We start from the raw sequence: 15024 nt of genomic DNA on the forward strand, positions 1-15024 counted from the left end.
CTGTTACTCATGGGTAGCATCGGGGTAGCTTTCCCGACCCTTTAGAGGAGCGCTCGTGCCCCGTGAGATCCGCGACGTCGTGTACGTCGACGGCGTTCGCACCCCGTTCGGCAAGGCCAGGGGCCAGTACGCCGAGACGCGCGCCGACGACCTGGTGATCAAGTGCATCCGGGAGCTGCTGCGGCGCAACCCGGGTCTCCCCCCGGAGCGGGTGGACGAGGTCGCGATCGCGGCCACCACCCAGATCGGCGACCAGGGCCTGACCATCGGCCGGACCGCCGCGCTGCTGGCCGGCCTGCCGAACACGACGCCCGGCTACTCGATCGACCGGATGTGCGCCGGCGCGATGACCGCCGTCACCACCACCGCCGCCGGGATCGCCTTCGGCGCGTACGACGTGGTCGTGGCCGGCGGCGTCGAGCACATGGGCCGCCACCCGATGGGCGAGGGCGTGGACCCGAACCCGCGGATCATCTCCGAGAAGCTGGTCGACACGTCGGCGCTGGTGATGGGGTCGACCGCGGAGAACCTGCACGACCGGTTCCCTTCGATCACCAAGGAGCGCGCCGACGCGTTCGCGGTCTCCTCCCAGGAGCGCGCGGCGAAGGCGTACGCGAACGACCTGATCCAGCCCGACCTGGTGCCGATCGCCACGCGGTCGGCCGAGCTGGGCTGGGGCTACGCGACGACCGACGAGCCGATGCGCCCGGGTACCACCATGGAGGACCTGGCGAAGCTCAAGACCCCGTTCCGTCCGCACGGCCGGGTCACGGCCGGCAACTCCGCGGGTATCAACGACGGTGCGACCGCCGCGCTGATCACGTCGGCCGAGGCCGCCGAGGAGCTCGGCCTGAAGCCGAAGATGAAGCTGGTCTCGTACGGCTTCGTCGGCGTCGAGCCCGAGGTGATGGGCTTCGGGCCGGTCCCCGCGACCGAGAAGGCGCTGAAGCTGGCCGGCCTGACCATCGACGACATCCAGGCCTTCGAGGTCAACGAGGCGTTCGCGGTCCAGGTGCTGGCGTTCCTGGAGCACTACGGCATCGCCGACGACGACCCGCGGGTCAACCCGTACGGCGGCGCGATCGCCTTCGGCCACCCGCTGGCGTCGTCCGGGGTCCGGCTGATGAACCAGCTGGCCAAGCAGTTCGAGCAGCGCCCCGAGGTCCGCTACGGCCTCACCACCATGTGCGTCGGCCTCGGCATGGGCGGGACCGTCATCTGGGAGAACCCGAACTGGGAAGGTGCCAACGCATGAGCCTGCAGGAACTGATCGACAGCGCTTCTGCTCTGTCGACCGACGAGGTTGTCACGCTGGCCCACTCGCGCGACGTCGTGCTGCCGAACAAGGCCGGCACGATGGCGCTGATCACGCTGGACAACGGGCACGACCACACCAAGCCGAACACCTTCGGGCCGAAGGGCCTGGGCTCGCTGAACGCGGCCATCGACGCGGCCCTGGCCCGCGACGAGATCGTGGCGATCGGCGTCACCGGTAAGCCGTTCATCCTGGCCGCGGGCGCCGACCTGACCGGCGTACCGAAGCTGACCGACCGGGAGCAGGCGCTGGCGCTCGGCAAGATCGGGCACGGCGTGATGCGGAAGCTCGTGGACGGTGGCAAGCCGTCGTTCGCGTTCGTGAACGGCGTCGCGCTCGGCGGCGGGCTCGAGGTCGCGCTGCACGCCACCTACCGGACGGTGTCAGTCGCCGCGGGCATGCTGTCGACGCCGGAGGTCTTCCTCGGCCTGATCCCGGGCTGGGGCGGTAACTTCCTGCTGCCGAACCTGATCGGCGCGGACAACGCCGTGAAGGTCGTCGTCGAGAACGCCCTCAACCAGAACAAGATGCTCAGCGGTCCGGAGGCGGTGAAGCTCGGCATCGGCGACGTCCTGCTGGAGTCGGCGGACTTCCTCGAGCAGTCGCTGATCTGGGCCTCGAAGGTGCTGACCGGTGAGGTCACGGTGCAGCGGGCGGAGATCGACCGCGGCGACGCGTGGGACGCGGCTGTTGCCCGAGGCAAGGGATTTGCCGACGTCAAGGTCAGCGGTGCCGCCCCGGCGCCGTACCGGGCGCTCGACCTGATCGCGGCGGCGAAGGACAACGACCGCGATCGTGGGTTCGCGGCCGAGGACGAGGCGCTCGCCGACCTGATCATGAGCGAGGAGCTGCGCAGCGGCCTCTACGCGTTCGACCTGGTGAACAAGCGGGCCAAGCGGCCGGCCGGTGCGCCGGACAAGTCGCTGGCGCGGCCGGTCTCGAAGGTCGGCGTCGTCGGCGCCGGGCTGATGGCGGGTCAATTGGCGCTGCTGTTCGCGCGGCGGCTCGAGGTTCCCGTCGTACTGACCGATCTGGATCAGGAGCGCGTGGACCGCGGCGTCGGGTACGTGCACGGTGAGATCGACAAGCTGCTCGGGAAGGGCCGGATCCGTGCGGACAAGGCGAACCAGCTCAAGGCGCTCGTCACCGGGTCGGTGGACAAGGGCGCGTTCGCGGACGCCGACTTCGTGATCGAGGCCGTGTTCGAGGAACTGCAACTGAAGAAGACGATCTTCGCCGACCTGGAGAAGATCATCCGGCCGGACGCGATCCTGGCCACCAACACGTCGTCGTTGTCGGTGACCGAGATGGCCGCGGACCTGGAGCACCCGGAGCGGGTCGTCGGGTTCCACTTCTTCAACCCGGTCGCGGTGCTGCCGCTGCTGGAAATCATCCGCGCGGACCGCACCGACGACGCGTCGCTCGCGACGGCGTTCGCGGTCGGCAAGAAGCTGAAGAAGTCCTGCGTGCTCGTGAAGGACGCGCCGGCGTTCGTGGTGAACCGGCTGCTGACCCGCTTCCTCGGTGAGGTCAGCGCGGCCGTGGACGAAGGTACGCCGATCCTCGAGGCGGATCGCGCGCTGTCCGCCCTCGGTCTGCCGATGCCGCCGTTCGTGCTGCTGCAGCTGGTCGGGTTGCCGGTCGCGCTGCACGTCGCGGAGACGATGAACCGGGCGTACCCGGAGCGGTTCGCCGTGTCGGAGAACCTGGCGAAGGTCGTCGCCGCGGGCAAGAGCTCGTTCTACATCTGGCCCGAGGGCAAGCCGGTCGTGGACCCGGAGGTCGAGGCGCTGGTGACGGTCGGCGACAAGCCGTCCACCGCCGACGAACTCCGCACCCGCGTCCTCACCGCGCTCGCCGAGGAAATCAAGATCATGCTCGACGAAGGCGTCGTGGCCGAGGCCCAGGACATCGACCTCTGCCTCCTCCTCGGCGCCGGCTGGCCCTTCCACCTCGGCGGCATCACCCCGTACCTCGACCGCTCAGGCATCGCCGAAAAGGTCAACGGCACCCGATTCCTCCCCAAGGGCATCGCAAGCCTCGCCTGATCCGCTGGGGGTCGGTCCGGAGCCGGAAGCCCGGTCCGGCCCCCAGCAGCTTCAGCCCTTGAACTTCTTGGCGCCGGTGACGATTTGGGCTGCGGTGAGGCCGGTGTCCTTCTTCAGGACTGTTTCGCCGTGTTGGGAGAGGTCGGTGTAGAGGGTGGCCAGTTTCTTTTCGCCTAGTTTGTCGGCGAGGTATTCGACGATCCACCAGCTGGTTCCGTAGGCCTGGTCGGCGTCGTCGGCGAAGACTCTTTCGCTGGGGAGTGCGGTCAGCTTCGGCAGGTACTTGGTGCGGACGCGTTTGCGGTACGGGTCGACGGACCAGTGCGGGTCGTCCTCGATCGAGCGGCAGCGGACGTACTCGGCGAGGCCTTCGACGGCCCAGATGGGGGCGTTGAGGCCCAGCGTCGCAGTGGCCACGTGCGTCATCTCGTGGACGAGCAGGTCCTTCTCGAGCTTCTTCCGCAGGGCCGGGTTGACGACGATGCGGCTCCCGATCGGGCGGCCGATCGGTTTGCCCAGCTGCTCCCCCTCGAACAGCGTCACGGCCTTCGCCGCGATCGTCCAGCCGTCGCCGCTGCCGGCCGTCCAGAGCGTCGACATCACGCGCTCCTGCGGCATCGCCACGACCAGCACCGCGCCGTTCCACGGCCGCTTCCAGTGCCTGCGGACCGACGTCACGGCCTGGTCCGCGACCTTCGCGACCTTGACGCCGAGGCTCGCCTCGCGCTTGTCGACGACCACGACGACCTTGTCCCGCCGGACCACCTGGACCTCGTCGAAGTCCCACGCCTGGCGATGCCCGGCCTCGGACAGGAACTCGTCGGTCGCGGTGTCGTCGACGAGCACCCAGGCCCCGGTCCGCCGCACGAACGTGTACCCGAGATCGGTCTGCACCGGCCGCGGGTCGAGCCCGGCGATCTGGTACCGCATCATGACGCGCGTCGAGTACGCCGCCGCGCCGAACCTCTCGACCATCGTCGGCACCTGCTCGAACGTGTCGACGGTGAAGTACTGCAGCGTGCTGAAACCGAACTTCCGCAGGTTGGTGAAGAGCAGCCGCTGCCGCGCCACCAGCGCGGTCTGCTTCGGGTCGACGGTGCCCAGGAACCCTTTGAGGTCGCCCTTCTGGACAGCCACGGCCCGACGCGCGAGCACCGCGTCCACAGCCTTCTTCCGCGCCGCCTTCTCGGCCGCGCGCAACTCCCCCGGCGTCCTTCCGGCTGTGCTCGGCGTCGCCGCGACAGCGCTGCCGCCGGCCGGTCCGTCGCCGTGCAGGGCCCGGACAGCGACAACCGCGCCGGACGCGGTCAGCGCCAGCGCGGCAACGCCTGCGAACAGGCGTTTCTGGTGATTCATTGGTGTCCCCCTCGGACGGTCGGCTGATCCTAACCGCAGCCGACCGTCCCCGGGGACCGGATCAGGCTCGCTGCTCCTCGCCGGTGCGCTCCTGCAGCCCGACGCGGCTGCGCCGGTAGCCGTACACGGCGTAGATGACGAAGCCGAGCACCATCCAGATCCCGAACCGCAGCCAGGTCTCCAGCGACAGGTTCAGCATCAGGTACAGGCAGATCAGCGCCGCCAGGATCGGGATCACCGGGTTGCCCGGCACCCGGAACGAGCGCTTGATGTCCGGGCGGCTCTTGCGCAGCAGCGGCACCGCGATCGACACCAGGGTGAACGCGGCCAGCGTGCCGATGTTCACCATCTCCTCCAGCTTGCCGATCGGCGTCACCCCGGCCACGATCGCCACGACGACGCCGATACCGATCGTCAGGCGGTACGGCGTACCCCACTTCGCGTGCGTCTTGCCGAGCTGCCGGGGCATCAGGTGGTCGCGGCTCATCGCGAACACGACGCGCGCGGCGCCGATCATCAGCGTCAGCACGACGGTGGTCAGACCGGCGACGGCGCCGGCCGAGATCAGGGTCGCGAAGCCGCCGCGGCCGACCGACCGGAACGCCTCCGCGAGCGCGGCCTCACCGCTGATGTCGGTGTACTTCACCATGCCGGTGATGACGATGCAGACCAGCACGTAGAGAACCGTGCAGATGGCCAGCGAGCCGATGATGCCGCGCGGCAGGTCGCGCTGCGGGTTCTTCGCTTCCTCGGCCGTGGTCGCGACCACGTCGAACCCGATGAACGCGAAGAACACCAGCGACGCGCCCGAGATGAGGCCCATCACGCCGAACGTCGACGGAGCACCGAAGATCCACTGGATCAGCGGTGTCGTGATATCGGAGCCGCCGTCGGGAGCCGGAACACTCGGCGGGATGAACGGCGTCAGGTTCGAGCCCTTGATGTAGAACAGGCCGGCGACGATCACGAACAGCACCACGAACAGCTTGATCGCGACCAGCACCAGGTTGACCCGCAGGGACTCCTTGATGCCGATCGTGGCGAGGGTCGCGAGCACCACGACGAGCAGCATCGCCAGCACGTTGACGTTGCTGTCCGGGCCGATCGACGACGGCCAGCCCAACCCGATCTGGTCGAGGAACAAGGCGGCGTACGTCGACCAGCCCTGGGCCACGACGCTTGCCCCGAGCATCAGCTCGAGCAGCAGGTCCCAGCCGATGATCCAGGCGAAGATCTCACCGAGCGAGAAGTACGAGAACGTGTACGCCGAACCCGACACCGGCACGGTGGAGGAGAACTCGGCGTAGCACAGGGCGGCCAGCGCGCAGCAGATCGCGGCCAGCACGAAGGACAGTGCGATACCCGGTCCGGCGTACAGCTTGGCCGCGCGGCCGGTCAGGGTGAAGATGCCGGCGCCGATGATGACGCCGATGCCGAAGACGGTCAGATCGACCGCTGTGAGGCGTTTCTTCAGCTGGTACTCCGGCTCGTCGGTGTCGGCGATCGACTGCTCGATCGTCTTCTTCCGCACAAGACTCATCTGCGCCTCCTCGATGTGGACGGACCCAATCGAGATTGCTCCTCTGACAGCGCGAGGTCAAACCGCCACTCAGCGTTGTGGACGGTATGTTGTCAGTGACGTCCAGAGGGTCGCTTCGGTGAGCCCGGTCCGGCTCAGCAGGATGCGGTCGCGGGACGCCTGGTCGGTGCCGTTGCGCGCCATGTCCTCGTACAGCTCCTCGACCTGGCCGAGCCCGATCCGCTGGACGAGGAAGCGGACCGCGAGCCAGCTGACGCCGTACACATCGGCGGAGTTCTGGTAGAAGCCCGCGTCACTCGGCAGCGAGGTCAGCTGCGGTACGGCGTCGTCGACGACCTCCTGCTCCCACTTGGCAACCTCGCCCGGCCCGCTCACGGCCTCGATCCCGCGCCAGGACACGTACTCCGCGGCGCCCTCGGCCAGCCACAGCGGTTCGTACCCGCCGAGATCCGCGGTCGCGACATGGGTGATCTCGTGCGACAGCAGGATCTCGTCGACGCGGTCGCGCTCGTTCGGGTTGATCACGACGTACCCGCCGGCGACCGTGCCGTCCGCGGTGTCCTGGCCGGGCAGCGAGGAGAACGTCGTCCCGGTGCTCGCCGCGGATTCGATGTCCTCGTCGGCGAACTTGGCGTCGCGAACCTCGGTCTCGTCGAGCGCGATCACGAACACCGAGCCGGTCCACTTCAGCGGCCAGTACGTCGCGACCTCGTGCAGCCCCTCGGCCGCTTCGGTGGCGATCGCCCGGCCGCGGGTCGTGTCGCCCTTCTCGACGACGACGAGGACGCGCGGTCCGCGCTGTACCTCGATCCGGCCGAGATCCCAGGCCTCGCGATGCGCACCCGGCCCGAGGTCGTCGTCGAGTTCGTCGTCGGCGGTGAGCAGCCAGCGGCCGCCGCGGGCGATGAACGTGTAGCCGAGTTCGGTCGTCACCGGCGTGAAGTCGACCTTCGGGATCTGGTACCGCATCAGGATCCGGACCAGGTACGTCGTACTGCCGTGGGCCTTGAGGACGGACGGGTTGAAACGCTCCTCGGCCTGGCTGTAGCCGAGTTCGGTGAAGCCGATCTCGACGAGGTTCGCGAACAGGATCTTCTGCGCGGCGCGGAGCTTCTTGTTCGCCGGGTCGACGTCGGCCAGGAACAGCGCCTCGTTGCCGGTCTGCACGGCCTGGGCGCGGCGGATCAGGATGGTGTCGATCGCGACCCGCCGGGCGGCGACCGCGGCCGCGATCCGGGACGGTTTCGTGGACTTCGGCGGGGCGGGCGACACCGTCTGCGTGGCGGTGGCCCGTTCGTCGGCGTCCTGTTCGCGCTGTTCAACGGTGTAGACGACACCGCCCGACACGAGGGCAACCGCCACCAGCAGACCCAGCCAGCGGCGGGGTCCCGGCGGACCGGAATTGGGCGTCGTCGCACTCACTTCGGGTCGTTCCCTCCGAGTACCCGGGTGGTCGCAGCCGGGCTACCCTACTCGACCCTCGCGCTTTACGCTGCCGCTGCGGCCTTGAGCGCGCGGAAAAGTCCCGCCTCGGTCATCCCGAGATGCTCGAGCATGATCCGGTCGCGTTCCTTCTGGGTCGTGCCGAGCGCGGCCAGCTCGCGGTACAGCGTGCCGACCTCGACGCCGCCGAACCGCGTGAACAGGTAGTCGAGCGCCAGCCAGGACAGCGGGTACGAGCTGTCGGCCTGGTCGAAGAACGTGGCGTCGGCAGGCAGGCTCTTCGCCTTCGCGAGGTACTTCGTCCGCACGTCCAGCCGGTACTGCGGGATCGCGAGATCCTTCTGCCCGTCCATCGGCAGGAACTCGAGGTACGTCGCGGCGCCCTCGACCAGCCAGCGTGGTGCGTACGGGCCGTACGGCGCGGTGGCGACGTGGGTGAACTCGTGGGCCAGCGTGCGGGCGTCGACCTTGTTCCGGTTGTGCGGGTTCACGACGACGTACGAGTCGGCGCGCTGTCCTTCGCCGGTGACCTCGCCGGGCAGCGTGCGATACACCCAGGTCGCCATCGCGAGCGCGTCCTCGGCGTTCTTCGGCTGCGAGTAGTCGGCGCCGCGGACGACCTTGTCGTCGAGCGCGATCACCACGCCGGAGCCGTTCCAGCCGCCGGGCCAGCGCTTCGAGACCGCCTGCACCGCACTGAGCGACATCGTGACCAGCTTGTCCGCAAGCGCGTCCTGGCCCTTCTCCACGACCACGAGAACGCGGGCGGCACGCTTCACGAGGACCGCGTCCATGTCCCACGCTTCCTGGTGCGAACCGCGCGGCAGGCGCTTGTCGAGATCGGAGTCGGAGACCAGCATCCAGGTGCCGTTGGGCCGCTGCGTGAACGTGTAGCCGAGCATGGCGCGCACCGGGACCAGGTCGATGCTGCGGATCTGGTAGGTCATCGCGACGGCCACCAGGTACGTCGACGGGCCGTACTTCTGGGCGATCGTGTCGTCGTACTGCTGGGCCAGCTGCTGGTAGGTCAGCTTCGCGAAACCGAACTGGCGGAGGTTCGTGAACAGCGTGCGCTGGCTCGCGACGAGCCGCTTGTTGCCGGGGTCGACGTCGGCGAGGAACGCCTGCTCGTTACCGGCCAGGACGGCCTGCGACCGGCGCTGCAGCACCTGGTCCACGGCCGCAGACCGCGCGGCCTGGTCAACCGTCGGCGTGCTGGTAGCGGCATCGGCAGCGCGGCCGTCGGTCTGGCTCGAACGATGCAGGGCGAGGCCGCCGGCCACCGCGGCCGCTACCAGGACAAGCGACAGCAGGACGGGCCAGACTCGTGATCGCCGGCGCGTGGCCGCGTGCCGGCTGTGCCGCCCTGCCTCAGCCACGGTCCCCTGCTACGTACCCGGGAGAGCTGCTGCTGCGTGCTGCGTGAGCTGCTCGGTGATCTCCCGCGCCACCTCTTGGCCGGTGAGCCCGATCGCCTGCAGTACGGCGGCGCGCTTGGCGTGCTCGAGGAACTCCTGCGGTACGCCGAAGTCGCGGAACGGGGTCTCGACGCCGGCATCGCGCAGGGCCTGCGCGATCGTCGTACCGCAGCCGCCCGCGCGGCCGTTGTCCTCGATGGTCGCGACCAGCGCGAAGTCCTTGGCCAGCTCGACCAGCTGCGGGTCCACCGGCTTCACCCAGCGCGGGTCGACCACGGTGACGCCGAAGCCGTGCGCGTCCAAGCGCTGCGCGACGTCCATCGCGGTCGCCGCCATCGAACCGATGCCGACCAGCAGCACGTCCTGACCGGAGCGGTGCAGTACGTCGATCTGCCCGACGCGGTCGATCGCCTCGATGTCCGGGAACACCTCGCCCTTCGCGTACCGCAGCGCCGTCGGGCCGTCCTCGATCTCGATGGCCTCGTTCAGCAGCTCCTGGACCCGCTTGCCGTCCCGCGGCGCGGCAAGGCGCAGCCCGGGGACGAGGTTGGCCAGCGACATGTCGTAGATGCCGTTGTGGGTCGGGCCGTCATCACCAGTGACACCCGCACGGTCGAGGACGAACGTCACGCCGCACTTGTGCAGTGCGACGTCCAGCAGCAGCTGGTCGAAGGCCCGGTTCAGGAAGGTCGAGTAGAGCCCGACGACCGGGTGCAGGCCGCCCAGCGCGAGGCCCGCGGCGCTGGTCACCGCGTGCTGCTCGGCGATACCGACGTCGAAGATCCGGTCCGGGAACTCCTCCGCGAACGGCGCGAGACCGGTCGGGTGCAGCATCGCCGCGGTGATCGCCACCACGTCCGGCCGCCGGTGGCCGATCTTCACCAGCTCGTCGGAGAACACGTCCGTCCAGCCGCGCGGCTTGTTGACCGGGCGGATCTGGTGGAGGTTGTCCTCCTCGTCCTGCTCGGCGGCGGCGTACCCGAAGCCCTTCTTGGTCACCGCGTGGACGATCACCGGGCCGCCGAACGCCTTCGCGCTGCGCAGCGCGTCCTCGAGCGCGTGCCGGTCGTGACCGTCGACCGGGCCGACGTACTTGAGGCCGAGGTCCTCGAACATGCCCTGCGGGGCGAGCATGTCCTTCAGGCCCTTCTTGACGCCGTGCAGCACCTCGTACATCGGCGGACCGACGTACGGCGTCCGGCCGAGGTTCTTCTTGATCAGGTCGAGGACCTTCTCGTACCGCGGGTTGGTCCGCAGGCTGGTCAGGTGGGTCGCGAGACCGCCGACGGTCGGGCTGTACGACCGGCCGTTGTCGTTGACGATGATGACGAGGTTCAGGTCCTTGGCGGCGGCGATGTTGTTCAGCGCCTCCCAGGCCATCCCGCCGGTCAGCGCGCCGTCGCCGATCACCGCGACCACGTGCCGGTCCTCGCCGCGGACCCGGTACGCCTTGGCCAGACCGTCGGCGTACGAGAGGGCGGTCGAGGCGTGGCAGTTCTCGATCACGTCGTGCTCGGACTCGGCCTGGCTCGGGTACCCGGACAGGCCGCCCTGCTGACGGAGCGTGCCGAACTCCCCCGTCCGGCCGGTGACGAGTTTGTGCACGTACGCCTGGTGGCCGATGTCGAACAGGAGCCGGTCCCGCGGGGAGTCGAACACCCGGTGCATCGCCAGGGTGATCTCGACCATGCCGAGGTTCGGGCCGAGGTGGCCCCCGGTCCGCGTGACGGTCTCGACCAGCACGTCCCGGATCTCGGTCGCCAGATCGGTCAGCTGCTGATCGGTCAGCTTCTTGAGGTCGGCCGGACCCTCCACCGTCTCCAGCACGCGCATCGAGCTCCTCCCGCGGGTCGTCCTCGAAGGCTTGAGTCTATATCTCGGACTTCAAGACGCTGACCGGGTGTGGCTTGTTCGGAGGTGTGGCAGGTCTCACTTAGGGTGATCGGGTGGAGATGGTGAGGACCCTGTTCCGGAAGTACGACGGGCAGCCGCATCGCCTGGTCGAGGCGGTCCGGCTCGGCGAGGACGAGCACGGCCTCTGGGTCGGCTCCGCCCCGGGGACCCGCGGGCAGCGCGCCGACGGCAGCTGGACCACGATCGACCACCACCGGGTCCGGCTGTTCCCGCACGGTCAGTGGTGGAGCGCGCTGTTCAACGACGAGCCGCACCAGACCGCGATCTACTGCGACATCACGATGCCGGCCGAGTTCGGCGTCGACTCGGTCACCACCGTCGACCTCGACCTCGACATCCGGCTGCTCCGGGACGGCACCGTGCGCGTGATGGACGAGGACGAGTTCCACGAGCACCAGGTCCGCTACAACTACCCGCCGCAGGTGATCGCGACCGCCCGGGCGACCTGTGACCACCTCGCCGCCACCATCAGCACCGAGGAACCGTTCGTGACGGCGTACAAGCCGTACCTCGAACAGATCCGCACGCTGGGGCGGTGACCGGCTCCCGTCGGCTAGGAGCCCCCCTGAACCAACGAGAGCCGGTCCCGATGACGACCTCTGGGCCGGCACCCCACCATGCTCCGTCGCATTCCGCGATCGGTCCACTCCCCAGAGCAAAGTTGCAGGAAGTTGCAGGCGCGCTGAGCCCGGCGGCTGACTATGCTGCGGCGGTGGGGATCACGGTGAAGATCGTTGAGGTGTCGGGGGCGGGGCAGGTCGGTACGACGACCTGGCTGGAAGGGATCTCGAGCAGCATCACGCTGCGCGACCTGATCCGGACTCGGGTCCGGGAGGAGGTCGCGAAGGAGCGTCAGCGCGACTGGGAGCGGCAGGCCGATCGGGCCGTCGAGGCGTTCGGGCGGAACGGGTTCTTCGTGCTGGTCGACGACCGGCAGGTGACCGAGCTCGACGAGGAGCTCGAGCTGACCGCGGACTCCGACATCCGCTTCGTCCGCCTGGTCCAGCTGGCCGGTGGCTGAGCGTGGACGCTGCATCACTGGTCGCGGACGCGTTCCGCGCCCTTCGCAGTCGTTCGGTACCGCTCGACGCGGAGGTCCGGGCGATGCCGGAGATCCAAGCGATCCAGAACGCCCCGGACGGACTGCGGCGAGAGTGCGTTCTGATCGTTTCCGAGAACGTCGACGGCTACGACTGCAGCCAACTGCTGTCGGTGGTTGCGCGCAAAAGGCTCCCACTGTCGGCGGAGCACATCGAGCGGTTGCTGACGCCGCGGCTCCGCGAACCCGAGAACCCCCAGGCCTGGTGGGGCAGCGAGGCCCTCCGTGCGGTGAGTCGCCAGATCGAGCATGCGTACACAGCCCTGCCCGGCGCGGAGCAGCAGCGGTTGAAGCCACTCATCGGGCGGGCGGCCGATGAGCTGCAGGACGCTGCGGCGGCGACCAGGCTGAGAAAGCTGGTCGGGCCTGACGACGGGCTCCGCCTCGACCTGATCGACGCGACCGACGACGTCGGCCCGCGGCTGCGCAGCGCGTTCGAGTCGGCCGCCGAACCGGCCGAGGTGCTGGCCACGGCCTTGGACGTCCTCGCGGCGTTTCCCGGTACCGGCCGGCCGTCGAAGAAGTGGCTGACCGAGGCCGAGCGCGCGACCAGCCAGTTGTCCGTGAGTCTGATCGGCGCACTCCTGGATGCGGCGCTCGACGCGGCCGACGCCTCGACGTACACCTATGCCAACGACGGTAACGAGTCCTTCCTGTGCGGAGTCGTCGCGGTCGCCGGTGTACTGCAGGACCCGGCGCTCCTGTCGCGGCTTCGGCGGCTCGCGGTCAAGTCGGTGACCGTGATCGGAGGTCAGTACGGCAATCCTCGAACCCTCCGGCTCGCGAACTCGTCGGCGCAGGCGATGGCCGACATCGGCGGGCCGCCGTCGATCACCGAACTGCTCGCACTCGAACGGTCCGTGCGGCACGGGACGCTGCTGCGGCAGGTCCGCAAGGCCATCGACGCGCTGGCCGCCGCGCAGGGACTGACCCGCGACCAACTGCTGGAACGCGCCGTCGAGACCCACGACCTCGACGCCAACCGTCTGACGAAGCTGTCGCGCGGAGCAGTCGAGATCGTCGTGGACGGTCGAACGGCCTCACTCGTGTACGTCGACGAGAACCGGAAGCCACGGAAGTCGGTACCGCCGGACATCAAGCGGGCCGACGCCGAAGCGCTCGCGGCGATCCGCGACCGGCTCAAGGCGATCCGCAAGACGATCGCCGGCGAGCGGGTACGGCTGGACGGCCTGATGTCAACGGACCGCCGCTGGCCGCTAGAGGACTGGCGCTCCTGGTATCTGGACCATCCGGTCACCGGCCGGATGACCCGCACGCTGGTCTGGGTCTTCAGCGCTCCAGACGGACCAGACGTCGTCGGAATCCCGCTCGATGCCACGACGCTGGTCACGAGTTCGAGCCAGCAGGCCGAGATCCCACCGGGTGCCGAGGTGCGGCTCTGGCACCCGATCCACGCCTCCGCCGACGACGTACGCGCCTGGCGCCAGTACCTGCTCGGGCAGCAGGTCGTTCAGCCGTTCAAGCAGGCGTTCCGCGAGCTCTACGCGCTGACGCCGGCCGAGGAGGAAACCCGCCTGTACTCGAACCGGTTTGCCGGTCACGTGTTCGGGCAGGTCCAGGCCCGTGCGTTGATGAAGGGCCGGGGCTGGGCGCCCGTCGCGGTCGCGTGGTGGGACGACGGGATCGAGAACGGCGTCGCCCGGCGTACGTTCGAGGCAGCCGGGATCCGGGCCGAGTTCCACTTCGACCCGGTCCGCGACCTGCAGGTGGGAGCGACCGAGCTCTACACGTACTGCACCAGCGATCAGGTGCGGTTCGCCGATGCCCGGACCGAGGACTCGATCCCGCTCACCGACGTACCGCCGCTCGTTCTGACCGAGGCGCTGCGGGACGTCGACCTGTTCGTCGGCGTCACGTCGATCGGGGCTGATCCGGAGTGGCTCGACCGCGGGACCGAGCGCCGGTTCGAGACGTACTGGCACACGTTCGGTTTCGGCGAGCTGTCGGCGGCCGGCGAGATCCGCCGCGAGGTGCTCGAACAGCTCGTCCCGCGGCTGGCCATCGCCGACCGGTGCGCGTTCGAGGACCGGTACCTCACGGTGCGCGGCGACCTGCGGACGTACCGGATCCATCTGGGCAGCGGCAACATCCTGATGTCGCCGAACGACCAGTACCTGTGCATCGTCGCCGCTCCCGGCGGCCAGGCGCAGAAACTGTTCCTGCCCTTCGACGACGACCCCGTCCTCAGCATGGTGCTCAGCAAGGCGTTCCTGCTCGCGAACGACACCACGATCAAGGACCCCACGATCACCGCCCAGATCAACCGCCGCTGACCCGGCGGCCGATAGGTTGGGGGTCATGCGTGATGTGCGGGTGGTCTATCGCAAGTTCGACGAGAAGCTGCACTGGCATCAGTGGATGCGCTATCTGGGCGAGGACGAGTACGGCGTCTGGCTGGGCGCCCCGGCGGGGTCCGTGTCGCAGCGCGGGGACGAGCCGGTGGTGACCCAGGAGCAGGCGCATGTGCAGCTGTTCCCGCGGGACAAGTGGTTCACGGCGATCTTCAACGACGAGCCGCGGTACACCGAGATCTACGCGGACATCACCACGCCGGTCGAGTTCTCCGAGGACGTGCTGACGATGATCGACCTCGACCTGGACGTGATCAAGCGCCGCGACGGGACCGTGTTCATCGACGACGAGGACGAGTTCGCCGAGCACCAGGTGAAGTACGGCTACCCGCCGGACGTGATCGCCACCGCGCGACAGACCTGTGACTGGCTCGTGCAGGCCGTCGCCACCGAGGAGCCGTTCCTGACCGTGTACAAGACCCACCTCGACAAGATCAGATAACTCGGGTGCGCGGACTGGGGGCGGTCGCGACACTCCTTGCACTTCTCACACCACCGACGCCGGCAGCAGTGCCATCG

The 15024-nt window shown here is 68.9% G+C and carries 11 protein-coding genes; 6 read left to right on the top strand and 5 right to left on the bottom strand.

Annotation, left to right across the window (positions count from 1 at the left end; translation table 11 throughout):
* The first annotated feature begins 55 nt into the window (after nt 1-55).
* Together E0H92_RS14585 and E0H92_RS14590 are read left to right on the top strand one after the other, a co-directional pair.
* Nucleotides 56-1255, top strand: a complete 1200-nt coding sequence (locus E0H92_RS14585) for a thiolase family protein (RefSeq protein WP_131496626.1) — start codon at nt 56-58, stop codon at nt 1253-1255.
* Nucleotides 1252-3363: a 3-hydroxyacyl-CoA dehydrogenase NAD-binding domain-containing protein gene (locus tag E0H92_RS14590; RefSeq protein WP_131496627.1), complete on the top strand. Its 2112-nt coding sequence runs from the start codon at nt 1252-1254 to the stop codon at nt 3361-3363. Before E0H92_RS14585 ends, E0H92_RS14590 begins: the two co-directional genes overlap by 4 nt.
* 51 nt (nt 3364-3414) lie before the next feature.
* Here the strand turns inward: E0H92_RS14590 and E0H92_RS14595 are convergent, their stop codons facing one another.
* The 5 genes from E0H92_RS14595 to dxs form a co-directional block, all read right to left on the bottom strand.
* Nucleotides 3415-4719, bottom strand: coding sequence for a hypothetical protein (locus tag E0H92_RS14595; protein ID WP_131496628.1), 1305 nt, complete (start codon nt 4717-4719; stop codon nt 3415-3417).
* Between the two features lie 61 nt (nt 4720-4780).
* Nucleotides 4781-6259, bottom strand: coding sequence for an amino acid permease (locus E0H92_RS14600; RefSeq protein ID WP_131462051.1), 1479 nt, complete (start codon nt 6257-6259; stop codon nt 4781-4783).
* A gap of 69 nt (nt 6260-6328) precedes the next feature.
* Nucleotides 6329-7681, bottom strand: a complete 1353-nt coding sequence (locus E0H92_RS14605) for a hypothetical protein (RefSeq protein WP_131496629.1) — start codon at nt 7679-7681, stop codon at nt 6329-6331.
* Nucleotides 7682-7746: 65 nt separating this feature from the next.
* A complete protein-coding gene (locus E0H92_RS14610) occupies nt 7747-9081 on the bottom strand; it encodes a hypothetical protein (RefSeq protein ID WP_131496630.1) in 1335 nt (444 codons plus the stop codon).
* Between the two features lie 9 nt (nt 9082-9090).
* A complete protein-coding gene (dxs, locus tag E0H92_RS14615; RefSeq protein ID WP_131496631.1) occupies nt 9091-10953 on the bottom strand; it encodes a 1-deoxy-D-xylulose-5-phosphate synthase in 1863 nt (620 codons plus the stop codon).
* A 119-nt stretch (nt 10954-11072) separates the two neighbouring features.
* Here dxs and E0H92_RS14620 point away from each other — a divergent pair, with 119 nt between their 5' ends.
* The 4 genes from E0H92_RS14620 (at nt 11073) to E0H92_RS14635 (ending at nt 14947) form a co-directional block, all read left to right on the top strand.
* Nucleotides 11073-11573: a DUF402 domain-containing protein gene (locus E0H92_RS14620; protein WP_131295606.1), complete on the top strand. Its 501-nt coding sequence runs from the start codon at nt 11073-11075 to the stop codon at nt 11571-11573.
* A 173-nt stretch (nt 11574-11746) separates the two neighbouring features.
* Entirely contained in the window at nt 11747-12055 is a 309-nt protein-coding gene (locus E0H92_RS14625) for a hypothetical protein (RefSeq protein ID WP_202873649.1), read from the top strand.
* Nucleotides 12056-12057: 2 nt separating this feature from the next.
* The gene (locus E0H92_RS14630) at nt 12058-14427 is read left to right on the top strand and encodes a DUF4132 domain-containing protein (protein WP_131496632.1); all 2370 of its coding nucleotides are present in this window, start codon (nt 12058-12060) and stop codon (nt 14425-14427) included.
* 25 nt (nt 14428-14452) lie between these two features.
* Nucleotides 14453-14947, top strand: coding sequence for a ribonuclease FAU-1 family protein (locus E0H92_RS14635; protein ID WP_131462056.1), 495 nt, complete (start codon nt 14453-14455; stop codon nt 14945-14947).
* The last annotated feature ends 77 nt before the right edge of the window (nt 14948-15024 follow it).

Origin of the sequence: Kribbella speibonae (assembly GCF_004331375.1) — a bacterium.
In the GTDB taxonomy this organism is placed as follows: domain Bacteria; phylum Actinomycetota; class Actinomycetes; order Propionibacteriales; family Kribbellaceae; genus Kribbella; species Kribbella sindirgiensis.